Raw genomic sequence first — 23,428 nt, forward strand, 5'->3', positions numbered from 1 at the left:
AGCAATGTGGGCGGTTAACTCAGTTGGTAGAGTATCTCGTTTACACCGAGGCTGTCGGGGGTTCGAGTCCCTCACCGCCCATACACAAACAATCTGAAGTTAAGCTCCTATCAGGTACTGCTCGCCCAACGCAGTATAGGCAGAGCACTGCGACGGATTTTTGGTAGGCGCACTCAGCGCTGCACAAGGGCTGGCAACTCGGGAGAACTTTGCTGCAAGTGGGCTAACTCTTCGACAAAATCACTAATGCCTTGAAATTGACGATAGACCGAGGCAAACCGTACGTAAGCGACTTCACTAATCTGTCGCAGACGCTGGAGAGTCGCTTCTCCGAGTTCGCTACTGCTCACTTCGCGCCGCGATCGCAATTGCAATTCCGCCTCAATATCGTCCACAAGGGCTTCAATTTGCTGTTGTGGGACATTGGTTTTACCACAGGCGGTCATGATCCCCCGCAATAGCTTCGAGCGATCAAACGATTCACGATTGCCATCCCGCTTAATGACAATAATAGGGACAAATTCAATCCGCTCGTAGGTGGTAAAGCGTCGCCCACATTCTAGACACTCCCGTCGCCGCCGGATACTTTGCCCACTTTCTGCGGAACGGGACTCTAGCACACGACTATCGGTATGGTTGCAAAAAGGACACTGCATAAGCACTCAGCCACAATGAGGAGGAGCAGCGCATCAAAGGCTTGTTTGTATCATAGCTGATTCTCTCGGTGCCCTAAGAAGGTATAGGGCAATACCATGATTTGCTACGCTGAAGCTAGACCACGGGTATCACACCATGACCAATTCTGAGCCTCCGAAAAAAAGCGGCCAACCTGCTATCATTAACATTGAACCGGAAACCCTTCTATTCATTGTTGCCTTGGGAATTTTTATTCCCCTGATTGTGGTTGGCTTTTTTGCACGCTAATCAATCAGTTGCCCAGTTTGCAATTGCCAAAGGCTGTAGTACAGTCCTTCCTGAGCAAGTAGCGCTTCGTGGGTGCCCTGCTCGACAATATTCCCCTGTTCCATCACGTAAATACAGTTGGCATGGCGAATCGTTGAGAGCCGATGGGCGATCGCGATCGTCGTGCGGTGCTCAGTAATGTGGGCAAGGGAGCGTTGAATCGCCGCTTCGGTTTCGTTATCCACGGCTGAGGTGGCCTCATCCAACACCAGAATAGGCGGATCCTTGAGAATGGCACGGGCGATCGCCAACCGTTGACGTTGCCCCCCAGAGAGTTTTTGCCCCCGCTCCCCCACCACCGTGTCATACCCTTGCGGCAATTGCTCAATAAACTCGTGCGCCTCCGCCATCTTGGCGGCTTGGATGACCTCCGTCAGTGTGGCATCAAAGGTGCCGTAGGCAATATTTTCAAAAACAGTGCCATGGAACAAAAACACATCCTGACTTACCCAACCAATAGCGGCTCGCAAATCCTGCAAGCGATACTCGCGAATGTCAATACCATCAATACACACACACCCCTGCTGCACCTCGTAAAAGCGCAGGAGCAACTTCACCAGTGTACTTTTGCCAGAGCCAGTGGAGCCAACAATGGCCACAGTCTGCCCAGCGGGAATCGTCAGGTTAATATGTTTGAGCACAGCAGAGCGCCCAGCATAGGCAAAGCTTACATCCCTAAAGGCCACCTCTCCCTTCACCCGAGATGGGTCTAGGGGGCGATCGCCCGTCCGAATGGCAATAGGGGTCTCCAGTAAATTCAACACCCGCTGCGTAGAAGCCATCGCCCGCTGATACTGATCCAGCGTTTCCCCTAGACGCGTCAAAGGCCACAGCAAGCGCTGAATCAGGTACACCATCGTACTGTAAGCCCCTACATCAAGATGGCCGTTAAACGCCGCAAAGCCCCCCAGCACTAGCGTTCCCGTAAAACCAAACAAAATCACAAATCGAATCAGGGGAATATAGGCAGCACTAAGGCGAATGGCACGGCGGTTACTCTGCCGGTAGGCATCACTGTCAATACGCAGTCGCTCCAGCTCATAGCGCTCAGCCGTGAAACTTTTAATGGTTTGAATGCCAGTAATATTATTTGCTAAGCGTTCGTTGAGTCGCCCCGCCTTTTCGCGCACATCCGCATAGCGCGGCGCTAAACGCCGCTGAAATACCAGCGAACCCCACAGGATAAACGGCATCGGCAGCATTCCCCAAAACGCCACCGTCGGTGCCAGCACAACGAAAATCCCACCAATGGCAATAACAGTGGTCGTCACTTGTAGGATTTCATTGGCCCCGCCATCGAGGAAGCGTTCCAACTGATTAATGTCATCATTGAGAATCGCCAAGAGTAGCCCACTACTGTGGGCCTCAAAAAACGCCATATCCATCTCCTGGACATGGGCGTAGGTTTCTAGGCGCAAATCGTGCTGAATCTGCTGTGCCAAATTGCGCCATGCCCGCGCATAGGCATACTCAAACAGCGACTCAAGGCTCCAAATAATAAAGGAAATCAGGGCAAGAGCAAGGAGTTGGTGCTCAAAAGACACAAGACCCCAGCGGGAAAACAGGGAATCTTGCCGCTGTACAACCAAGTCCACCGCAATCCCAATGAGAACCGGAGGAGCTAAATCAAAAATTTTGTTAAGAATAGAATACAGGGAGGCCAGCCCAACCTGTCGCCGATAGCGTTGAGTGTGATGTAGTAGCCGAACAAACGGATGCAATGGCCAGCAACTCCCTTCAATGATCTTAGCCTAGCGCGTTACCGGCGCAGACTCTTGAATCGGCACCCATTCGGTGTGAAATGTGCCGGGCTTATCAAGGCGCTCGTAGGTGTGGGCACCAAAAAAGTCGCGCTGCGCTTGGGTCAAATTTTGCGGCAGGCGATCGCGCCGATAACTATCAAAATACTCTAAAGACGCACCAAAGGCTGGAGCAGCAATACCTAAACGAGTAGCCTCCAGCATCACCTCCCGCCAAGCTGCCTGTTTATCCAGAATAGTTTGCTTAAACTCCGGTGCCAGCAATAGGTTTGGCAGATCAGGGTTTTCATCATAGGCCTGCTTAATTTTGTTCAGAAAACCAGCGCGAATAATGCAGCCTCCTTTCCAGATGCGGGCAATTTCACCCAAATTCAAGCGGTTGTCAAACAACTCCCGCGAGGCTTTGGCAATCAGTGCCATCCCTTGGGCATAGGAGCAGATCTTTGAGCAGTAGAGAGCATCGCGAATCTTATCAATAAACGCATTCACATCGCCACTAAAGCTAGCACTTGGTCCTGGAAGCTGTTGTGCTGCGGCCAGTCGCTCCGCCTTGATTGACGACATAATGCGGGCATTGACCGCTGCAGTGATCGTTGGAATAGCCACCCCCATATCAAGAGCCGTTTCCACCGTCCAGCGACCCGTCCCCTTTTGACCAGCCGCATCCACAATCACGTCCACCAAGGGCAGTTGAGTCTCAGGGTCAATATAGGTAAAAATCTGGCTAGTAATTTCAATTAAAAACGAATTGAGTTCCGGAGTGCCGTTCCATTCCTTAAACACCTCGTGGAGTTGCTGATGATTCAGCCCCAGCACATTCTTAAGGAGGTCGTAGGCTTCGGCAATGAGTTGCATATCGCCATACTCAATGCCATTGTGCACCATCTTCACATAGTGACCTGCTCCCCCAGGCCCAATGTAGGTCACGCAGGGGCCATCATCCACCTGCGCCGCAATTTTCGTCAAAATGGGCTCCAATGCCTTGTAGGCATCGGGACTCCCGCCAGGCATGAGGCTAGGGCCATTGAGCGCCCCTGCTTCACCGCCACTCACCCCCATACCAACAAAGCACAGACCTACAGCTTCTAGTTCAGCACCTCGCCGCTCAGTATCGGTATAGAGCGAGTTACCCCCATCAATCAGAATGTCTCCGGGTTCAAGAAGGGGCTTGAGTTGGGCAATGAGATCATCCACCGGCTGTCCTGCTTTCACCATGGCCAGAATTCGCCGCGGACGAGAGAGAGAGGCTACAAATTCTTCGAGAGTATAGGTCGCCTTAAATTTACGGCCAACAGCGCGCTCGGCCATAAACGCCTCCGTACGGGCAGGGGTACGATTGTAAACGGCCACTGAAAAACCATTGCGTTCGACGTTGAGGGCAAGGTTTTCCCCCATAACAGCGAGGCCAATGAGTCCAAAATCTTGCTGTGACATAAATTCGTCCTGCGCTTGCAGTGGCAAATATCATTTCCACCATAGCGGGAAGCTCTGGGAACGCAATGGAAGAAGACGTTAACTTTTACCCACAGAACTGAGAGGATGCGGACTTCCATGCCCCTTAAAGGGTGAAGGCATCGACACTGTCCGCATAACTGTTACTGCGTCTCCGCTCAGTTTTGGTGCGAGGTTGCTGGTGTGTGCGTTCTCGAATCCCTGTTAAATCCTCTAGTGCAATGCTGGCAGAAAGAGACGTTGCGCTTTCAACGATGCGCTCGGAAACAGTGTGGTTCACGTTGGAACCAGTGCTCAGAAGCATCAATGGCACGAGGTTGGGACGCCCTGTTTGCTGGCAACGGGGAAGATGTTACTGACGGTGTTGATGCCTAATGCTTTACTAAAGCATTTAGTCAGGTCGAAAGAGGTGATGATGTTCAGGGCTGTAAAGGCAGGATCGCCCTTGAAACGGTGTGACATGCTGGGCGGCTAACGCAGGACTAATCAAATATAGGGTAGTGCGTGTCAGCCGTTGCTGTTGGCTAACGCTGGCCATCTCTGACAACGGCACCAGCCACAACTGCTCATCGGGCCAGCCTAAGCGATAACCAATAGCCACCAAGGTGTCTGGAGGGTAGTGGGCAAGCAACTGTTGTTGTGCTCGTTGGACACAATTGGCACTCAGATAAAGGCACAGGCTAGCTTGATGAGCCGCTAAACTCGCTAATTCCTCGGCAGCAGGCACGCGAGTGCGACCGCTAGCACGGGTAAGAATAATGGTTTGCACCAGCTCTGGCAGTGTTAATTCTGCCTTCAGGCGAGCGGCAGCTAACTGATAAGCACTAATTCCGGGAACCACCTCCACCTCAATACCGGCAGCGGCTAAGCGTTGAATTTGCTCGTGAATCGCACTGTACAGACTGGGATCCCCTGATTGTAAGCGCACGACCACCTTGCCCGCTTCGACGGCACTAATCATCAGTGGCAGGATCTCTTCGAGAGTCAGTGCTGCTGTGGGGATACAAGTTGCTGTTGCTGCTGCAAATTGCAAAATACCACTCGGCACTAAGGAGTCGGCATAGACAATGACATCTGCCTGCTGGATCAGGCGCTGTCCCTTCAGGGTTAATAATTCTGGATCTCCAGGCCCAGCCCCCACAAAATAGACACCAGCCTTGGGTTGAGTACCGTTTTCAACAATCAACGTAAATACTCTCTTGAATGACGTTCTGTAACTTAAGGAATTTTATGGCCTGAGGTATGTGTTTTGTGCAGGCTGTCTCATCCTTGGGTTCGAGCAACTCCAGTAACTAGCTGCGGGGACGAATCAAGTAACCACAGCGATGCTCGCCATCCACAATCCAGTGGGTGCGCTCAACGGCACAGTCTTCCAAGGCGATCGCAAACATCTGCAACTCGTGATCGCACACTGCCGGAAAGGATTGTGCCACTGCTGAAATAGCGCAATTATATTCGGTAAAGAGATAGGCGGGGGGCTGACCGACCTCATGCACCGGGTAAAATTCTGCCATGTACCCCTCCTGTTGGCGCAGTGCCACCAATCGGGCGAGGCGTTCGCAAAGGGAGCCATTCCCCATTTGTTGGCGGTAGTCTATGGCCTTGCGTCGCCATGCCACCTGCAAAACATCATGAACCTGATCAGGCCCCAGCGTGGCTGCCACCGATTCTAACAGCTCTAGGGCAAAGCCTTTAGAGCCACTGGTGTGCTGCCGCCGCTGCAATTGCCGCAGTTCCTCGCGCCCTGCTTCACTAATGGTATAGCGATACTGAGGACGACCCACTGTCCCCGACAAAACGTCGTAGGTCACCAGTTGCGCCGCTTCCATCTCCTTGAGATGACGGCGCACCGCTTGGGGGCTAATGGCCAACTGCACCGCTAACTCTTGGGCGCTCAGGTGCCCATCCCGGAGCAGACAGTGTAAGATGTCGTGTTTTGTGTCCGATGTGAGAGTCACTGCTGTTTCAATCCTCAGATCGACCCGTTGACCAAGTCTGCGCAAGGAGAATTACCCCTAACCCTAACTAACCCTTGACTTAAACAACCATTTTATTGCTAAATTAGTCCTAGAGATAAAGCAATCCTTTTGTTGCTTAATATACTCGAAACTCTGCCCTTCTTCACCCATAGAGAACACTCGATGTCGGCAACGGTACAATCCCTCGTCAACCAGCCTTACAAATACGGCTTTGTGACTCAGATTGAGACAGATAGTATCCCTCGTGGTCTCAACGAGGATGTCATTCGTCTCATTTCCGCCAAGAAGAACGAGCCGGAGTTTATGCTTGAGTTCCGGTTGCGAGCCTATCGGCAGTGGCTCAAGATGACTGAGCCAACGTGGCCGCGGGTTAGCTATCCCCCCATTGATTATCAAGATATTGTCTATTACTCAGCACCAAAGCAAAAGGAGAAGCTCAAGAGCCTTGAGGACGTTGACCCGGTGCTGCTAGAGACGTTTGAAAAACTGGGCATTCCCCTCTCAGAGCAAAAGCGGCTGACCAATGTGGCCGTGGATGCCATTTTTGATAGCGTCTCAGTGGCCACCACCTTTCGCGAAGAGTTGGCCAAGCAGGGGGTTATTTTCTGTTCGATGTCCGAAGCGCTACAGGAGTACCCCGACCTTGTGCAGAAGTACTTGGGGAGTGTGGTACCCATTGGCGATAACTTCTATGCCGCCCTTAATTCGGCGGTATTTTCCGATGGGTCGTTTGTTTATATTCCCAAACACACCCGCTGTCCGATGGAACTGTCCACCTATTTTCGGATTAACAACGGTGAGTCAGGGCAGTTTGAGCGCACCCTCATTATTGCGGAGGAGGGAAGTTACGTCAGTTACTTGGAAGGCTGCACAGCACCAATGTTTGACACAAATCAACTCCATGCGGCGGTGGTGGAGTTGGTCGCTCTCGATAACGCTGAGATTAAATACTCAACGGTTCAGAACTGGTACGCTGGGGATGAAAATGGCAAAGGCGGCATCTACAACTTTGTGACGAAGCGCGGCCTATGCCTAGGGCGCAACGCCAAGATCTCTTGGACTCAGGTGGAAACAGGGTCTGCCATTACGTGGAAGTATCCCAGTTGTGTTCTGGTAGGGGACAATTCTGTGGGTGAGTTTTACTCGGTTGCTCTTACCAACCACTGTCAGCAGGCGGATACTGGTACGAAAATGATTCACATTGGCAAGAATACCCGCAGTACCATTGTGTCTAAGGGCATTTCGGCGGGGCGTTCTACAAACAGTTACCGTGGCTTGGTGAAAATTGGCCCAAAAGCAGCGGGAGCGCGCAACTATTCCCAGTGTGACTCGATGCTGATCGGTGATCACTCTGGTGCCAATACGTTTCCCTATATCCAAGTACAAAACTCTACCGCCCAGGTGGAGCACGAGGCCTCGACATCCAAGATCGGTGAGGATCAGCTATTCTACTTTGCCCAGCGGGGCATTTCGGCGGAGGATGCTGTCTCGATGATGATTAGTGGGTTTTGCCGCGATGTCTTTAACCAATTGCCGATGGAGTTTGCGGTGGAAGCCGATCGCCTCCTCAGCTTGAAGCTCGAAGGCAGTGTGGGCTAGGTTTCGGGTAAAATTCGCCACACTTTAATGGTGGTATCCTCACTGGCGGAGATCAGTTGGTCTTGGCCAAACACAACGCTATAAACCGAACCAGAGTGACCTTTGAGGGTGCGTAGCAGGTCGCCGGAGAGTGACCAAAGCTTGACGGTTTGATCGCCATGGCCACTGGCAATGGTGCTGCCGTCGGGGCTGACCGCGACGCTAAAGACTTGACCACTCTCAGCGGAAAACTGATGTTCGAGTTCGCCTGTGGTCAAGTTCCATACCTTAATGCCATCTTTATCGCTGCCGCTTACGAGTTGGGCGTTGTTGGGGGTAAAGGCAAGGCTATTAACGTCACTGGTGTGCCCTTCAAGGGTGCGCAGCAGCCGTTGAGCCTGTAAATCCCAAAGGCGAATCTGGGTATCGACCCCACCGGTAGCTAAAAATCGGCCATCGTTACTAATGGCAACGGTGAGCATAATGCCGTTGTGGCCGCCTAGGGTGGCAATTTCTTGGAGGGTACTCAGATTCCAGAGCTTGACGGTATGATCGTAGCTGGCACTGGCTAGGGTACGCCCATCGGGAGTGAGGGCTAAGCCATTGACAAAGTCGTGGTGACCGCTGAGGGTGTGGCGCAGTTGGCGATCGCCGGTGCTCCAAAGCTTAATGGAGTTGTCTTTACTGCCACTGATCACCGTTTGACCATCGGGTGTGATGACAAGGGCATAAATCCAGTCAGTATGACCGCTGGCTTGCCCAAGTTCTGTGCCAGTTGCTAAGTTCCAAAAGTGGAGGACGCGATCGTCGCCGCCACTGACGAGTAAATCACCGCTGAGGGCAACGGCATTGACTTCATCGTCGTGCCCCCGCAGTGTCATCGCCAGTGCTACTTTTTGCCATCGTGAGGGCTGTGCTGTGGAGGGGCTGACGGGGTTATCCCCTGTCCAGCGGGTACTTAACTGCCAGTAGGCCACCCCAGCCACCGCAGCACTTAACACAAGGGTGCCCAAGAGAAGACCAATCTCAGAACTTCGTTTGTTGGTCATGGGGGGAAACCTCCAAAACGCAGGTGCTGAGCCACTCCAAAATGATCTGGTTCACTTCGGTGGGCTGCTCATCGTGGGGACAATGCCCTGCCGCAGCTAGTCTCACTAATTGTAGGTTGGTATGTACCTGCTGGAATAGGGCGGCAAGCTGGGGGGGAATGAAGCGATCCTGCTGTCCCCAAATTAATAGTAAAGGCTGTGGTATGGCTTGCAGCATGACTTTAGCACTGGTGCCGAAGCTTGGGCGGGTCATAGCCTGAATAATTTGGCTAAAGGCGCGATCGGCATGGCGATCGTAGGCAGGGGTGAGCAGAATCTCGAGCAATTCGGCATCCACACAGGTGGGGTTGGCATAGGCCAGTTGTGCCCACCGTTTGACAATAGCGGGGCGACGGATGGCATAAAACAGCCCCCGCAGCAGCCACTGAGCCGTAAAGAGCCACTCAATACTGTTCACAAGAGGGGCGATCGCCCGCGGGATTAGCTCATCCCGGATGGCAGGATCCGGCAAGCTGAGCATCACGACCCCAGCCGCCATTTGGGGGTAGCGGTAGGCACAGGTCAAGGCAATGAGAGCACCAATGGAATTGCCAATAAGAATGGTGGGTTTACCGATGAGGTGCTGCCAGAAGGCATGAACCTGCGCTGCCCAAAAGTCAGCAGTGTAGGGGGCGATCGGTTTTTCGGCGGCTCCTAGCCCCATTAAATCTAAGGCGTAGGTGGGGTGATGCGTGCCTAAGGTTCGTAAATTATGTCGCCAATGCCGTAGCGAAGCGCCAAAGCCGTGCAGCAACAACAATGGATAGTCAGATGGAACCGGCGGTTGCCAAAAGCTATAACGGCTCTGCCACCCCCGCCAGCACCAGTCGCGCTCAATGCCGTAGCGGTAGGACGCGATCGCAGCTAGTTGTCTCATGCCCCTATCCCATCGATAATGACTTCTATGTTATGAAGTTTTGCAACGATCGACCGCAAGGAGTTTAATGTTGAGCGACGTCAGTGAAATAAACGATGCGATCGCCCCCCATGGGGGTATCTTGGTGAATCGAATTCTGTCCCCTGAACAAAAGCAGTACTGGCGCGATCGCGCCGATCAGCTACCGCGCGTGCGCCTTGACGAGCGAGCCGTGTCCGACTTAGAACTTATTGCCATTGGCGGCTTTAGCCCCTTGACAGGGTTTATGGGACAGGCGGACTACGAGCGGGTAGTTACGGAGATGTACCTAGAGAACGGCCTACCGTGGTCAATTCCCATTACCCTCTCTGTTACTGCTGAGGTCGCCGCGCCCCTAGAGCTGGGTCAGACCATCCGCCTTGACAACGCCGCCGGTGAGTTTCTTGGTATTCTCGAGCTGACCGAAAAATATACCTACGACAAACGCCACGAAGCCCGCTGTGTCTATCGTACAGAAGACGACAAGCATCCGGGTGTCAACGTTGTCTATCAACAGGGAGAGGTGAATTTAGCCGGCCCCATTTGGCTCTTGGAGCGGCACCCTCACCCGCAATTTCCGAGTTACTGTATCGATCCGGTGGAGTCCCGCGCCCTGTTCCGCAGCAAAGGCTGGCGCACCATTGTGGGATTCCAAACCCGTAACCCCATTCACCGCGCCCACGAATACATCCAAAAATGCGCCCTAGAAATCGTCGATGGCCTATTTCTGCATCCCCTTGTCGGCGCAACGAAGGAAGATGACATCCCAGCGGACGTACGGATGCGCTGTTATGAAATTATGCTAGAGCACTACTATCCTCGGGATCGGGTCATTTTAGCCATTAACCCGGCTGCCATGCGTTATGCTGGCCCGCGGGAAGCGATTTTCCATGCCCTTGTTCGTAAAAATTACGGCTGTACTCACTTTATTGTGGGGCGCGACCATGCGGGGGTAGGGGACTACTATGGCACCTACGATGCCCAGCACATCTTTGATGAATTTGATCCGGCAGCTCTTGGCATTGTCCCCTTAAAATTTGAGCACGCCTTCTACTGCACCCGCACCCAGTCTATGGCCACAAGCAAAACCAGTCCTAGTAAACCAGAGGAGCGGATCCATCTGTCTGGCACTAAAGTGCGAGAAATGTTACGCCGGGGTGAACTGCCGCCTCCAGAATTTTCTCGCCCTGAGGTGGCTGCTGAACTGGCTCGGGCAATGCGACAACCGCACCTGAGCGCTCTGTGATCTAGCACAGGGGGTGGGGGACACTGCCTCCGTCTCTGACATTAGCAAAACGAGGGGGTCACGTTGACGGCAACCTGACCCCTACAGCTGTTAGCAACGATAGTTTTTACTCAACAACTAGTGTGGACAAAATGTGGCTTTTTGTAACAACTCAGACCCCTCTTCGCATCTTAACCGATTAGGCTTGGAGTCGTGCACTCTTGGCTGTCTTTCAGCGTACTCTCTGTGTCAACGTTGACGGTACTTTAATGTGCTAGCAACTATTATTAACTGAAAGTTAGCTAAGCTTGCCTTAACCTCCCTGTTTGCAACAACGTGGGGACTTCGACAACAGCCACTAAACGACAAGGCTGGACAAAGCATGAAAGGAAACAGTGATCGCGGACATGAACTACATGGGTTGAACACTACTTTCAAGACAGAACCCTCAAGATAGAGTTGAGGTATCTTGTAGTAGCCTTGCTTTGTCCCGAACCCAAGAGCGAGGCGGCACAAGCTCTAAGTTCACTCTTGTCGTTAACTTGTTATTTACTGTGCCTACTTTTAAGTTAGCATAGCCGTTTTAAATCTGCCAAACGTTAAGTTGAAATTAAATATCTGTTATATTCCTTAACCTATGCTGCAACATGGTGTTAACCTGCTCTTTTACGGGCTATTGCTGGTATTATTAGGCGGCTGTTGGGGCGGTAGCTATCTATTACTCCCCACGGAACCTTTGGGTGGTGGCTTGAATTCCTTGGCACGCGAAGAATCACCACAGCTTTCCTATGATGGCCGTTATCTCGTCTTTGTGAGCGATCGCCCCGGGTATCGTGCCATTTTTCTATTTGATGTAGCGCAGCGGCAACTGATCCCCTTGCCCGGCTTAAACCGCCCGGGCATTGTCCAAGATCAACCAAGTATTAGTGGTGATGGTCGCTATATTGCGTTTCGCTCAGAAGCCCGCGGCAGGTCAGATATTGTGGTGTACGATCGCCTGACGCGGCAGCAAGACATTATTACCGCCACATGGCAAGGAGAGGTACAATTTCCGGCAATTAGCGGTGATGGCCGCTTTGTGAGCTTCCAATCTGACCGTAATGGCCAATGGAATATTGAAATTTATGATCGCGGTGTACGCTCTCCGCTACCTGTGGCACCGGATAATTGAGACATTAACTAGCTTTTGCGGGGACGAGTTCCCGAAAAGGGTTGCACCCCAGTGGAGGGATAATGGTCATTGCGAGGGGTAAAGATCCGCCCAAAGGCTTCCATCAAGAACTCCATCATCCCCTGTAGTTTTTGTCGTAATGATTTCAACATAGGTCAACTCCTAAGCAAGCAATTCACGCTCTACTTTTACTATAGAAAATTGATCCCCGTTGCTGAGAAGGGCTGAGATAATTGTTGATAACTTCCCTAAGGAAGGTATTGATATGTAAAAGAGTATTGTGTTATGTTTCGTGCGGCTCGGCGGTAGAATAAAACAGCGGTTGTACGCTAGGAGTCCAACATTGATTGAGTGCCATCCTACATGACAAATTTGAACGTATGGGATCATCTCTCCCTTGCCCAGCAGGTTGCGCAAATGGTGGTGGTGCGAGCCAGTGGTTATCGCTACGATCGCCAGATTCAGTATCCGGCTTGGGAACCCGATGCCACCACCCTCCAGACATGGGTGCAAGAGTTAGGGGTAGGGGGTGTGATCCTTTTGGGGGGCAGTGCAGTTGAAGTGGCCGAGCGCTGTCGTCAATTGCAAGGATGGGCCAACCTACCGCTGTTGCTAGCAGCTGATATTGAAGAAGGCGTGGGTCAACGTTTTAGTGGTGCCACGGAATTCCCGCCCCCAGCGGCATTAGGGGCAATTGCGCAGCGAGATCTAAATCGCGCCATTGAACTGGCAACGGCCATGGGAGCCTCTACCGCAGCGGAAGCCCTTGCCTTGGGGCTGAACTGGGTGTTAGCGCCGGTGGTGGATGTCAATAATAATCCGGCTAATCCGGTCATTAATGTCCGCGCCTTTGCGGAAACCCCAGCCTTGGTGAGTGCCCTTGCCCAAGCCTTTATTCGTGGTGCCCGTCAGTTCCCAGTTCTCACGGCGGCGAAGCATTTTCCGGGGCATGGCGATACCGCCACCGATTCCCACTTAGAACTGCCAGTTCTCCCCCACGATCGCGATCGCCTTGACGTCATTGAATGGCCTCCCTTTCAAGCAGCCATTACCGCCGGGGTAGATAGTGTTATGAGTGCCCATGTGCTCTTACCCGCCTTGGATGCAGAGTATCCAGCCACACTCTCATCTGCCATCTTGACGGGAATTCTGCGCCAAAAGATGGGGTTTGAGGGGTTAATTGTCACCGATGCGCTGGTGATGGGGGCGATCGCCAATACCTATGGCACCGCCGCCGCTGCCGTCAAAGCCGTGGAAGCGGGTGCCGATATTTTACTGATGCCCCCAGATCCGCCTGCCGCCATTGCGGCGGTGGTAGCAGCAGTGGAGTCGGGGCGGATCTCCCCAGACAGGATTCAGGCCTCGCTGCAGCGCATCCAAAAGGCAAAAGCTCGTTTGCATAACCTAGCAATTGATTTAGACTACTGCCAGACTACGCCTGCGGTGGCCATTGCAACCGCCATCCAAGAGGAAAGCTTACAGCGCGCCGGCAAAGAACTCTTAGCGGTGCCCCTTGGGGTGAACTGCCTGATTGTGGATGATGCCCTGCGAAGCAGTTTTTTACCCCGCACCTGCCCTGCCCTCACCCTTCCCCCCCAGTGGGGCTTTCAAGAACGACTGGTCATCGATCAATTCACGCCCGTGGATGCCATTACCGCCCTAGCGGCTAAACCTACCCTTGTGCAAGTATTTAGTCGCGGCAATCCCTTTCGCGGCAACGCTGGACTCAGCACGAGCGCGATCGCCACTCTCCAGCATTTGCAACAGCAAGGGGCAGTGGCAGCGTTAGTAGTCTATGGCAGCCCCTATGTCTATAGAGAACTCACTGGTGCATTGCCAGCCAACCTGCCAAGGGTGTTTAGCTATGGTCACTCACCCGCTGCCCAAGCCATCGCCCTGCCAGCTCTTGCAGGCTAGTGGGGCAGCCTTCTGCACTGGAATGTTACATCGCAGCCACACTGAACTGGCTTGAAAGTACCCCTTGTAGAGACTCGAAGATTCCAGTATCCTGACTGCTATAGCAAATCTGGCAGAGGAGATCCCCTTAGAGCATCATGGAGATAGACATCGGCAGCAGATGTAGCAGTGCCTCAAGTCCTCCTGAGCACCAACAATGCTGTAGAGGAACGTTTACTCTGGTGGTATCTCTAGAAGAGTAACTGGGATGTCTGCCGCTGGCCTTGAAGTATTGTTCGTGCTGCTGCTCATCATTGCGAATGGCGTGTTTGCAGGGGCTGAAATTGCCGTTGTCTCCGCTCGTAAAATCCGTCTTGAACAGTTGGCAAAGCGCGGCAAACGCAAAGCTAAAGTTGCTCTGAAGCTGGCCAATGCGCCCAATAGTTTTCTCTCGGCAGTGCAAATTGGCATTACCCTCATTGGCATTCTCAGTGGTGCAGTGGGAGGGGCAACCCTTGCCCAGCGGTTAGAGGGGGCACTGGCTCCGGTGCCATGGCTGGGGCAGTACAGTCAGCCCTTGAGCATTGCCATTGTGGTAACGGGCATTACCTATCTTTCGTTGGTGATTGGCGAGCTAGTCCCCAAGCGCATTGCCATGACCTATCCCGAAGTGATTGCCTGTAACATTGCCAAGCCAATGATGTGGCTCACGAAATTGGCTGCCCCGATTGTCCATCTCCTGAGTGTATCTACCGACGGTATTCTGCAAGTGTTGGGAATTTCCACAACCGCAGAACAAACCGTCACCGAAGATGAAATTAAGGTGTTGATTGAGCAAGGCGCACAGGCGGGGTTGTTTGAAGTGGCGGAACAGGATATGGTGGCGCGCATTTTCAACCTCGGCGATCGCCCTATTCAATCCATGATGACCCCGCGCACCGATATTGTCTGGTTAGATATTGAGTCCCCGATTGAGGAAATTGAAGCAGAGATTCTGGGGACGTTTCACTCCCGCTTTCCAGTGGCCGAGGAAACGATTGACCAGTGCCTTGGTATTATTTCTGCAAAGGATTTCCTAGCGGCACGGCTCACCCAGCAGGAGGTGAACCTGAAGGAACTGTTGCAGCCTGCCCTGTTTGTGCCTGAAAGTCGTCGCGCGCTTGATGTCCTCGAGTTATTTCGCCAGTCTAGTCAGCACATGGCTCTGATCACCGATGAGTACGGCGGCATTGAGGGCCTAGTGACCCTGAATGACTTGATTGAAGCAATTGTCGGCAGCCTCCGCCATGAGGAAGGGGAAGAACCCCAGATTATTCAACGCGAAGATGGCTCGTGGTTGTTGGATGGCTTGCTCTCGGCCTATGAACTGAAGGAACTCCTGCGGCGAGAGACGTTGCCAGAAGAAGAGAGTGCTAATTACCACACCCTTGGGGGGTTGATTATTACCCTCTTTGGCCGTATCCCCCAATCTGGGGATTACATCGAAACCGATGGACTACGGTTTGAAGTGGTGGATATGGACGGCAACCGCGTTGATAAGGTGTTGGTGAGCGAACTGCTGGGGGAGGACGACCCACAGGATGAACAGGATCATCAGGATTAGGGCGGCAAGTTAGCGCAACTGCTCCCATACAGCTACAGTTCCCTGCGCTGTTGCGATCGCGATCGCAGTTCCCTGAACAGCCATACAGGTGATGTCGGTGCAGCCTGTGTCCCAAGCCTCCTGTAGTGTGTTAGCGGCATAGCGATACACCACCCCTTGGCGATCGCCGCGCAATATCCCACGATCGCACCACACCCCCACCCCCTTAAAGGTATCCTCCAGTGGTTCCAACTCGGCCAGTTGTGTTGGCGGGTTCACTTGCCAGTGTGAATTGTATTTACTCAACGAAGATGAGTGTCGGGGGTAGGTGACACCGGACATCCCCATCCTCAGAACAGAAGCCGGATCAACGGGTGCGCTCCATTTCAAGACGATAGCGATTTTTCTTTGTGGTTTGAATCCCTTGGATCACGAGTCTGCCTTTACCTCGAATAGTGATGAGGTCGTTCACTTTGACGGCATACCGGGGGTGCTGCACAACGTGCCAGTTGACGCGCACCATACCACTGCTAATCCATTCACTCATTTTGCTGCGGGAGAGGCCAAATCCAGCTGAGGCAACGGCATCGAGGCGCAGGGAAGCTTCGACGGTGGTGAGATGCTTGGTTTGCGGCGGTGCAACGGCCAATTGATCCCAAGGACAGGGGTCAACGGTTACAGGCACTGTGCGAACCTGCTTGAGTGCGGTAGTGATTAAGGGAAGGCTGTCGGGGTTGACAATTGCTTGCGCACCTCGCTCTCCTAAAAGGATAATATCACCGTAGTCATCAGCAGCTACACCCGCTGCCTCTAGGGCTGACTCAAAATCGATATAGGTGGCGGGGTCAAACAGAAAGTTACCGCTAATGCGCACCAAGGCTAGGGGAGGACGCTGATCGTCTAGGGATAGCTCCGCAGGGGCGATCGCCAACCGGCAGCGCTCTGCTTGGGGATACCCACCCCAGGGCTGAGCATGGACATCGACCCGCTGCCCGATGTCAGTCAGCACCGCTGCTAGCTCATCCGGCGGCAGAAAGGGGGTATGGAGGACTGACCACGTTTTAAGCGCTGTATCAACCAGTGCCGCGATCGCCGACATAATTCTTCCACCTAAAGAGTTGTGATCTGCGGTACATCCAGCCACTGCGCTAGATAGTGCTTCAGCTGCTGGCAAAACCGGGGGCGATCGCTAAACTTCTCGGTGCGAATGGTTTTGCGCTGGGGGTCTAAACTCCAGCCGTAGTCACTGCTCAGGCGAATTTTGCCCTGCCAATCTGCAATGGAGATCACAAGCTGGGAGGCCGGGCTGTTATCGACCCCCTCAACTCGAAACACATAATTAAAGGTGTTTTGCCGTCCTGCCGCTACGGTTGACGCTTGGCCAAACCGCTCCTGAAGGCGCGATCGCATCTGCTCGACCAAGGCTGCATCACCGATGTCTTCGAGGGTGCGCACGGCTAATGTCAAGGCAAAGTAAAATTCTTCAACGGGAATAAACCGCAGTTCCATGGGGGCGCAATCTTGCCAAAACTCTTCTCAAAATAGTACACTAGAAAACTGTGTCTAAAATAGGGCAAGACTATGCCAAAGCTGAAAACTCGTCGTTCTGCCGCCAAGCGTTTTCGAGCTACCGGCAGTGGCAAATTTATCCGCCGCAAGGCCAATAAAAATCATTTACTTGAGCACAAGGGGAGCGATCGCAAAAATCGCCTCTCCCAAAAAGCGCTGGTGGACGAACGGGACTTTGAGCGGGTCTCGTTGATGTTGCCCTACGCTTAAAACACACTCGGCTCCCTATCATGAAGGATTAACGTATGGCAAGGGTTAAACGGGGTAACGTTGCCCGCAAACGGCGTAAAAAAATTCTCAAGCTAGCCAAAGGTTACCGAGCTGGCCACTCCAAATTATTCCGCACCGCTAATCAGGTGGTAATGAAGGCGCTGTGCAACGCCTATCGCGATCGCCGGCGGCGGAAACGGGACTTCCGGCGACTGTGGATCGCCCGCATTAATGCAGCGGCGCGGCAACACAGCATGAGCTACAGCCAACTCATTGGCGCCCTCAAAAAGGCCGATATTCAACTCAACCGCAAAATGCTGGCACAGCTTGCCGTGCTCGATGCCGATGCCTTTGCAACAGTGATTAGCACTGCCCGCTCCACTTCAACTCCTTGACTCACGAGGTAGTTGGGGCATGATTGCCACTTTTCAGTCCCCCGGTGCCATGCTGAATCTGGGGGTAATCTCCCTCCGTTGGTATGGCCTGCTGATTGCCGTTGCTGTTTTTATTGGTATTTGGCTCAGTCAGCGCCTCGCTCGGCAGCGGCAACTGGATCCCGATGTGATTGCCGATTTAGCCATTTGGTTGGTTATCGGTGCCATTCCAGCGGCGCGCCTTTACTACGTTGCGTTTAACTGGGCTTATTACCAAGAACACCTTGATCAAGTAGTTCAGATTTGGCGCGGTGGGATTGCCATTCACGGTGCCATCTTGGGGGGAATGGCAGCAATGGCCTTATTTACTTACTGGCGACGGCTCTCCTTCTGGCAAATAGGGGATGTCATTGTCCCCTCTTTGATTTTGGGGCAAGCCATTGGCCGCTGGGGCAATTTTTTTAACTCCGAAGCTTTTGGTGCCCCCACAGATTTACCGTGGAAACTGTACATTCCTGCCCACCACCGCCCGCCGGGGTTACTGGCAGAGGCCTATTACCATCCGACGTTTCTCTACGAATCCCTCTGGAACCTAGCGGTATTTGCCCTGCTGCTGTGGTTGTTTGGCCAGCCCCGCTACCAAAAGCCAGGCACGCTGCTGCTGACCTACGCTATTGCCTACAGCCTTGGTCGCTTTTGGATTGAAGGCTTACGCTTAGATAGCCTGATGCTGGGGTCGCTGCGCATTGCTCAAGTGGTCAGTTTGGCGTGGATTGCCCTAGGTGTGTGGGGGTTATTTCGTCTCTACAGCCAAGGAAAAACCTTGCCGGACTGGCAGTCGCATTAGGCGACTACTTCCTCGGCAAAGCTTTGCCAACGCACAAAGTGAAATGGACCTGCTACAGACCCCCAAACGTGTTCATCGGTGTTAGGATCCCGACCGCGATCATGGCTGATAAAGCGATCGCCATCAATTTCAAACGTACTATCCAGATAGGTATCGCGGCCTTTGCGCACCACTTTACAGGCCTTACCGGGTTCTACTTCCCCACGGAAGCTATGCCCAGTCCAGTAGGTGAGCATATTACAACCGCACAGCAACTCTAGGTCATCGGCGCTTAATTGCGCTAAGCGTTGGCGATCGCGGGCGGCGCCGAAAAAGCGCTTCTCGTCCTTAAGCACATAGTTTTTAATGACAATGTGATCCCTAGCGGGCAAAAGTTCCAAGACTCGCGTGCGGTAGGGCACCCCCAGCAGATAGTCGTAGGCTTGCTCAACGTACAGCCCAATCCCCTCTAGCACGCCCCTAGGCAACGGTCGCATACACACGCGAATATGGGCATAAAAAGGCGGATTTTCAAAGGCTTGGGCTTGATTGCTAAAATCAGCGGCCATCCAACGGCCAAGGGTTAACACATCGGTGGCGTGGCTCATACAGCAGCTATCAATTGACATACTCCCCGTGCCTAACGGCAGGGGATTCTTATTCTTGGTTCTGCGACAGCACTTATCGCATCAGGCTGCCCTGCTACAACAGCGGTGCTTATCTCCCCAAGCGTTCCCCCTTGCGGGGCAGTTCCCTTTTGCCCAAAGGTACTGTTAAACCAACCAAAAAAACTTAGGTTGTTTTCTAGCCGTTAGGCTATTGGGTTTTTAGAGAGGTTGATTACCCTTACCTCTGGTTTTAGTTTAAACTAAAACCACTCTAAAAGACGAGTTTTTAGACCCAAAATTTTCGATAACACAACATGCGCCTTCATATCCCCATGCCTGAAGGCAGGGGCTTTACGGCGTTTTCGGTAATGGTGTCCTTCATTCACAGTAGCCGAATTGGGACTCTTGCTCAACGATCCCGTACTAACCGAATGGGTGCCACTAGGTTGACGGCAATTACTTCAAAGCGATACTGAGGAGTCAGTGCGTGGGTTTCCTAGGTTCCGTCCATATACAACAGCATATCTAAGACTTCATCTACGATCGCGTCGACCACCGTTTCTATGCCTGCCAAGTTAGATAGATCTACCTGTACCCATTCGCCTACCGGAGCCGAAGTGCAGGACACCGCCAATAGGCGATCGCACTGATCCACCAAATGGCCTGCAACCGCAAGTCCAATACCGCGACTTGCACCCGCCACCAAAACCGTCTTAAAAGGAAAAAGGTAAAAGGAAAAAGTAAATGAAGGATATACGGGAAAGGGCGTTTGAGCTTGCAGTGCGGATTGTAAAGGTCTGTCAGTTTTTGGATGAACAGCTAGGGGTGGGTGGAACGTTGGGTAAACAACTGATCCGGTCTGGTACTTCGATTGGTGCCAACCTAGAAGAAGCACAGGCAGGGCAAAGTAGAGCCGATTTGATTAGTAAAAATGCGATCGCCCTCAAAGAAGCCCGTGAAACTCACTACTGGCTCAGACTTTTTTTTTGAGCCGACAAAGGTTTCCAACTCATCGAGTTTTGCTACCTCAGGACTTGCTTCAGGGTCATTAGCATTCGGCAACTATATGATGCAATACCCCTTGGACGCGCCTAATACCCACAAAGGTAGTTAGTTACACCGGACGCTGGCGAACATAACACAGGCCGCAAACTCCCCAAGAGTGTAACTCAGTGGCTGGGGTGGGACACTGACACACTGGGCAGGTGCCGAGCGATCGCGATCGCTGTTGTACTTGCTGTTGCCAACGCTGAAACGCCTCTTGAGGTGTTTTGGCCGGATTCTGAAGTTTTGGCAAGGTAGTGGCTCGTTGCAACGGAGTAGTGGTTGCAGGGGGGGCAGGGCGTGGCGCCGACCAGTAGCGATGGGAAAAGCGAATATCCTGAAGCTCAATGCCAAGGGTGTGCTGAATCTTGGCTAAGAGTTGCGATCGCAAAAATGTGAGGTGGTGTGCCCAGGTACTGCTGGCTACTGCCACCGTCAGGATTCCCTGTGCGTTCAGATTAACCGGAAATGACTGTTGCGCAATTATTTCACCAGCAATATGAGGCCACTGCTCAAGTAATCGCAAAAAATGCTGCGGCTGCTGCCATTCGCTTGTCTGCCCTAGGCGATCGAGAAGAGTGGCTAAAGAGGAGTAAGCCATCGTTGAGGAGCAAGATAGGGGTCACCACAATTTTAGGCGGTGGGCAGCGGGATCACCATCAGAGGGCAATAGCCGTTGGCAGGACTAGGCCGGTTTCTAGAGGCTATTCCTTGCTTGACAGGTGATAAAAGACAGTGATAATGATAATCAAGGAATAGCCACAGCATGAGTATAGTCAGGGTGTGGTTGAAAAAAGGAACCGTGTGGGGAAGTGAGGTAAGTTATGAGTCGGAAGACATCAATTTTCTTAGCGCCTACTGTCGCAGCCAGTTTGCTGGTTACTGGGGCAGGTAGTCTTGCGCAACCCCAATCGTTCCTGAACCGTGGTCAAGGTCTTACAGAGCTAGAGCAGTTTGCCCCTAATAGCCACCGCATGGGACAAGTTACTTCAGTGTCGCAACTGTCCGATGTGCAACCCACCGATTGGGCGTATCAGGCACTAGCATCATTAGTGGAAAAATATGGCTGTATTGCCGGTTATCCCGATGGCAGCTTTCGCGGCAACCGCGCCGTGACCCGTTTTGAAATGGCTGCCGCCTTAAATGCCTGTTTAGATGTTGTGAGCGATCGCTTTGCCACCAAAGAAGAGCTAGCCACGCTACAGCGACTCGCCGAAGAATTTAGCACAGAGCTAGCCACGCTGCGGGGTCGCATAGATAACGTTGAGGGACGCATTGCCAACCTAGAAGCCACCCAATTTTCTACGACCACTAAACTATCGGTGGATGCGGTCATGGCCTTCCAAGCAGGGGGGAACACCGGTAGCGTCTTTGATCCTGTGACTGGAACCGTACTGACGGGGGGAGGGTATAACCCCACGGTTATTAGTCGGGTTGACATTAACCTGAATACCAGTTTTCGTGGCACTGATCAATTGACAACGACTCTACAAACTGGTAACGGCGGTCTAGATGCGATTGCTGCCAGTGGTGTGGGGGTTGGTGGCTTTGTTAATGCTGGTGCGGTTGACTATTTCGGTGCTGGCCCTGCTCTCAATTTTTACCGTCTCTACTATAGTTTTCAGCCCACGGAACATTTAACCATTGGGGCGGGCCCTCTCTTTTATCCCAGTGACATTATTGATGGCAATAGTTATGCAAATGATTCGTTCAGTGACTTTAGCTCCGGTTTCTTTATCAACAACCGTCTGATTGTTCCTTTTCCTGTGGATGGACCGGGTGGTGCAGGCGGCAGCATTGTCTGGAATCCTGGGGGAGGCTCCTTTACATTGCGCGGTGTTTACGTTGCAGCGACCGCTGGAGCACCCACGAATGCGATCGCCGCTGGAATTGCTGGTGCACCGGTGAACGGTGGGCTGTTTGGGGATCCTTACCAAGGCAGCATTGAGTTGGAGTACGCGCGCACCTTTGGCGCAAATGAGCAAAATAATGTTGCGGTGCGGTTACAGTACACGAACTCTTCTACCCTCAATATTTCCCAAAATGCAGGGGGGCTAAACGTCGAGTTAACCTTAGGCAGGTTTGGCCTGTTTGGTCGCTATGGCTACTCAGGGGTCAAGCTCTACGGCGCAGGGGCAACGATTTTGGGACTGGGCCCCTTTGCCGTCGATCCGGGGGTCTTTGTCATCCCAGCAGGTGGACAGGTAAATACAACCGCACAAACCTGGATGGCAGGGCTTGCCTATCGGGATCTATTCACAGAAGGTACCTTATTGGCTGGGGCAGTGGGTCAACCCTTTATTAACTCGCTTGGCTCAGTGCCGGGCATCAATGACTCAACCCAGACGAACTACGAACTTTTCTTCCGCTACCCCCTCAGTGATAACATTGCTGTCACGCCAGTGTTCATGGCGATCACGAATGCCAACAACAGTTCAACCAATAGCCCAATTTTGCAAGGGTTAATTCGCACTACGTTCAGTTTCTAAGCCTCTGTTTGGGGGAGGTTCACTATCCCTCTGAGGATGGGGCTGAGGTTGCGATCGCCACCGGCGCAGGGGGAGACTGCTGTACAAAGCGAACAAAATTTTCCAGTATTTTTAGACCGATGGCACCCGATTTTTCGGGGTGGAATTGACAGGCAACTACATTCTTGTGGGCGATCGCTGCTGTCACCGTTTGCTGACCGTGCTGGACAGTCGCGGCCACCAATTGTGGAGCGGCCGGCACAACAACGTAGGAGTGAACAAAGTAAACCCACGGCCGGGGGGGTAACCCCTGCCACAGGGGGGCATCCGATTGCTTCAGAGTGAGTTGATTCCAGCCCATGTGAGGAATCGTCAGGTTGGGTTCCGACTGCAACCGCTTCACCGCACCCGCAAACACGCCTAATCCTGCGGCTGTACCTTCTTCGCTATACTCAAACAAAACTTGCAGCCCCAAACAAATGCCTAAAAAAGGCATCCCCTTAGCAATGACTTCATGGATAACGGTTACTAGCCCCCGTTCCTGTAAACGAGCCATTGCGGGATCAAAGGCACCCACTCCCGGTAAAACGACAGCATCCGCACTCAAGATGTCAGCAGCGCGATCGCTGACAATGGGCGTAGCGCCAACCACATCAAGGGCTTTAGCCACGGAATGGAGATTCCCCATGTCATAGTCAATAATAGCGATCGTGGCAGAAGTCACAAGCGTTCTCTCTCAA

At 52.7% G+C, this 23,428-nt stretch carries 26 protein-coding genes, 1 tRNA gene and 1 pseudogene; 12 read left to right on the forward strand and 16 right to left on the reverse strand.

The features are described 5' to 3' along the window. The first annotated feature begins 8 nt into the window (after positions 1–8). Positions 9–81 (forward strand) — tRNA-Val (locus tag BRW62_RS05775). Between the two features lie 92 nt (positions 82–173). On the opposite strand, the gene nrdR is transcribed toward BRW62_RS05775, so the two are convergent. Next, positions 174–656 (reverse strand): transcriptional regulator NrdR, encoded by a 483-nt coding sequence (gene nrdR / locus BRW62_RS05780; protein ID WP_099798657.1) that lies wholly within the window; start codon positions 654–656, stop codon positions 174–176. Between the two features lie 136 nt (positions 657–792). Here nrdR and BRW62_RS14725 point away from each other — a divergent pair, with 136 nt between their 5' ends. Continuing rightward, positions 793–924: a hypothetical protein gene (locus BRW62_RS14725; RefSeq protein ID WP_257790497.1), complete on the forward strand. Its 132-nt coding sequence runs from the start codon at positions 793–795 to the stop codon at positions 922–924. Here BRW62_RS14725 and BRW62_RS05785 read toward each other — a convergent pair. The 4 genes from BRW62_RS05785 to sufR form a co-directional block, all read right to left on the reverse strand. Then, positions 921–2,684 (reverse strand): ABC transporter ATP-binding protein, encoded by a 1,764-nt coding sequence (locus BRW62_RS05785; RefSeq protein WP_198406184.1) that lies wholly within the window; start codon positions 2,682–2,684, stop codon positions 921–923. The two genes, BRW62_RS14725 and BRW62_RS05785, sit on opposite strands and share 4 nt — an antisense overlap. Positions 2,685–2,714: 30 nt before the next feature. Continuing rightward, positions 2,715–4,157 (reverse strand): NADP-dependent phosphogluconate dehydrogenase, encoded by a 1,443-nt coding sequence (gene gndA, locus BRW62_RS05790; protein WP_099799857.1) that lies wholly within the window; start codon positions 4,155–4,157, stop codon positions 2,715–2,717. 409 nt (positions 4,158–4,566) lie between these two features. Next, entirely contained in the window at positions 4,567–5,361 is a 795-nt protein-coding gene (gene cobM, locus BRW62_RS05800) for a precorrin-4 C(11)-methyltransferase (protein WP_198406185.1), read from the reverse strand. Positions 5,362–5,467: 106 nt separating this feature from the next. Continuing rightward, on the reverse strand, positions 5,468–6,133 hold the full coding sequence (gene sufR / locus BRW62_RS05805; RefSeq protein ID WP_099799859.1) for an iron-sulfur cluster biosynthesis transcriptional regulator SufR: 666 nt from the start codon (positions 6,131–6,133) through the stop codon (positions 5,468–5,470). A gap of 183 nt (positions 6,134–6,316) precedes the next feature. Between sufR and sufB the strand changes: the two genes are divergently transcribed. Further along, on the forward strand, positions 6,317–7,753 hold the full coding sequence (gene sufB / locus BRW62_RS05810) for a Fe-S cluster assembly protein SufB (protein WP_099798659.1): 1,437 nt from the start codon (positions 6,317–6,319) through the stop codon (positions 7,751–7,753). Here sufB and BRW62_RS05815 read toward each other — a convergent pair. After that, positions 7,750–8,781, reverse strand: coding sequence for a WD40 repeat domain-containing protein (locus tag BRW62_RS05815; RefSeq protein ID WP_099798660.1), 1,032 nt, complete (start codon positions 8,779–8,781; stop codon positions 7,750–7,752). The genes sufB and BRW62_RS05815 overlap by 4 nt on opposite strands. After that, complete coding sequence (locus BRW62_RS05820; protein WP_099798661.1) at positions 8,759–9,697, reverse strand: alpha/beta fold hydrolase; 939 nt, start codon at positions 9,695–9,697, stop codon at positions 8,759–8,761. The genes BRW62_RS05815 and BRW62_RS05820 overlap by 23 nt, the downstream gene beginning before the upstream one ends. A gap of 67 nt (positions 9,698–9,764) precedes the next feature. Between BRW62_RS05820 and sat the strand changes: the two genes are divergently transcribed. Together sat and BRW62_RS05830 are read left to right on the forward strand one after the other, a co-directional pair. Then, on the forward strand, positions 9,765–10,961 hold the full coding sequence (gene sat / locus BRW62_RS05825; protein WP_099798662.1) for a sulfate adenylyltransferase: 1,197 nt from the start codon (positions 9,765–9,767) through the stop codon (positions 10,959–10,961). A 616-nt stretch (positions 10,962–11,577) separates the two neighbouring features. Then, positions 11,578–12,111: a TolB family protein gene (locus tag BRW62_RS05830; RefSeq protein ID WP_099798663.1), complete on the forward strand. Its 534-nt coding sequence runs from the start codon at positions 11,578–11,580 to the stop codon at positions 12,109–12,111. A gap of 8 nt (positions 12,112–12,119) precedes the next feature. Here the strand turns inward: BRW62_RS05830 and BRW62_RS05835 are convergent, their stop codons facing one another. Continuing rightward, entirely contained in the window at positions 12,120–12,263 is a 144-nt protein-coding gene (locus tag BRW62_RS05835) for a nicotinate phosphoribosyltransferase (protein WP_099798664.1), read from the reverse strand. A gap of 211 nt (positions 12,264–12,474) precedes the next feature. Between BRW62_RS05835 and BRW62_RS05840 the strand changes: the two genes are divergently transcribed. Further along, entirely contained in the window at positions 12,475–14,028 is a 1,554-nt protein-coding gene (locus BRW62_RS05840) for a glycoside hydrolase family 3 N-terminal domain-containing protein (RefSeq protein ID WP_099798665.1), read from the forward strand. Between the two features lie 247 nt (positions 14,029–14,275). Beyond that, positions 14,276–15,610, forward strand: coding sequence for a hemolysin family protein (locus BRW62_RS05845; RefSeq protein WP_099798666.1), 1,335 nt, complete (start codon positions 14,276–14,278; stop codon positions 15,608–15,610). A gap of 9 nt (positions 15,611–15,619) precedes the next feature. Here BRW62_RS05845 and BRW62_RS05850 read toward each other — a convergent pair whose 3' ends face one another. From BRW62_RS05850 to BRW62_RS05860, 3 genes are read right to left on the reverse strand one after another with little or no spacing between them, the layout of a single operon-like run. Then, the gene (locus BRW62_RS05850; RefSeq protein ID WP_157768332.1) at positions 15,620–15,931 is read right to left on the reverse strand and encodes a hypothetical protein; all 312 of its coding nucleotides are present in this window, start codon (positions 15,929–15,931) and stop codon (positions 15,620–15,622) included. A gap of 25 nt (positions 15,932–15,956) precedes the next feature. Next, positions 15,957–16,688 (reverse strand): photosystem II S4 domain protein, encoded by a 732-nt coding sequence (locus BRW62_RS05855; protein WP_099798668.1) that lies wholly within the window; start codon positions 16,686–16,688, stop codon positions 15,957–15,959. An 11-nt stretch (positions 16,689–16,699) separates the two neighbouring features. Further along, positions 16,700–17,098, reverse strand: coding sequence for a hypothetical protein (locus BRW62_RS05860; protein ID WP_099798669.1), 399 nt, complete (start codon positions 17,096–17,098; stop codon positions 16,700–16,702). Between the two features lie 72 nt (positions 17,099–17,170). Between BRW62_RS05860 and rpmI the strand changes: the two genes are divergently transcribed. Genes rpmI through lgt form a run of 3 tightly spaced genes read left to right on the forward strand, consistent with a single transcriptional unit; the run spans position 17,171 to position 18,589 of the window. Then, entirely contained in the window at positions 17,171–17,368 is a 198-nt protein-coding gene (gene rpmI / locus BRW62_RS05865; RefSeq protein WP_099798670.1) for a 50S ribosomal protein L35, read from the forward strand. Between the two features lie 35 nt (positions 17,369–17,403). Continuing rightward, entirely contained in the window at positions 17,404–17,763 is a 360-nt protein-coding gene (gene rplT / locus BRW62_RS05870) for a 50S ribosomal protein L20 (RefSeq protein ID WP_099798671.1), read from the forward strand. A gap of 19 nt (positions 17,764–17,782) precedes the next feature. Beyond that, positions 17,783–18,589 carry a prolipoprotein diacylglyceryl transferase gene (lgt, locus tag BRW62_RS05875; RefSeq protein WP_099798672.1) on the forward strand — a complete coding sequence of 269 codons (807 nt, stop codon included), beginning with the start codon at positions 17,783–17,785 and terminating at the stop codon, positions 18,587–18,589. Here lgt and BRW62_RS05880 read toward each other — a convergent pair. Together BRW62_RS05880 and BRW62_RS05890 are read right to left on the reverse strand one after the other, a co-directional pair. Further along, positions 18,586–19,176 (reverse strand): chromophore lyase CpcT/CpeT, encoded by a 591-nt coding sequence (locus BRW62_RS05880; RefSeq protein WP_099798673.1) that lies wholly within the window; start codon positions 19,174–19,176, stop codon positions 18,586–18,588. The genes lgt and BRW62_RS05880 overlap by 4 nt on opposite strands. 496 nt (positions 19,177–19,672) lie before the next feature. After that, the gene (locus BRW62_RS05890; protein WP_227517610.1) at positions 19,673–19,879 is read right to left on the reverse strand and encodes a Rossmann-fold NAD(P)-binding domain-containing protein; all 207 of its coding nucleotides are present in this window, start codon (positions 19,877–19,879) and stop codon (positions 19,673–19,675) included. Positions 19,880–19,920: 41 nt separating this feature from the next. On the opposite strand from BRW62_RS05890, the gene BRW62_RS05895 reads away from it, so the two are divergent. Further along, positions 19,921–20,166, forward strand: a complete 246-nt coding sequence (locus tag BRW62_RS05895) for a four helix bundle protein (RefSeq protein ID WP_099798674.1) — start codon at positions 19,921–19,923, stop codon at positions 20,164–20,166. Here BRW62_RS05895 and BRW62_RS15140 read toward each other — a convergent pair. Both BRW62_RS15140 and BRW62_RS05905 read right to left on the reverse strand, forming a co-directional pair. Then, positions 20,158–20,238, reverse strand: a pseudogene (locus BRW62_RS15140) (IS1 family transposase); the annotation flags it as partial. The gene BRW62_RS05895 and the pseudogene BRW62_RS15140 overlap by 9 nt on opposite strands. A 52-nt stretch (positions 20,239–20,290) precedes the next feature. Beyond that, positions 20,291–20,821: a DUF721 domain-containing protein gene (locus BRW62_RS05905; protein WP_099798675.1), complete on the reverse strand. Its 531-nt coding sequence runs from the start codon at positions 20,819–20,821 to the stop codon at positions 20,291–20,293. 223 nt (positions 20,822–21,044) lie between these two features. On the opposite strand from BRW62_RS05905, the gene BRW62_RS05910 reads away from it, so the two are divergent. Next, positions 21,045–22,709 (forward strand): iron uptake porin, encoded by a 1,665-nt coding sequence (locus tag BRW62_RS05910; protein ID WP_099798676.1) that lies wholly within the window; start codon positions 21,045–21,047, stop codon positions 22,707–22,709. A gap of 22 nt (positions 22,710–22,731) precedes the next feature. Here the strand turns inward: BRW62_RS05910 and hisH are convergent, their stop codons facing one another. Then, positions 22,732–23,412, reverse strand: a complete 681-nt coding sequence (gene hisH, locus BRW62_RS05915; protein WP_099798677.1) for an imidazole glycerol phosphate synthase subunit HisH — start codon at positions 23,410–23,412, stop codon at positions 22,732–22,734. Positions 23,413–23,428 lie beyond the last annotated feature (16 nt).

The sequence above is a fragment of the Thermostichus lividus PCC 6715 genome (assembly GCF_002754935.1).
Lineage (GTDB): Bacteria > Cyanobacteriota > Cyanobacteriia > Thermosynechococcales > Thermosynechococcaceae > Thermosynechococcus > Thermosynechococcus lividus.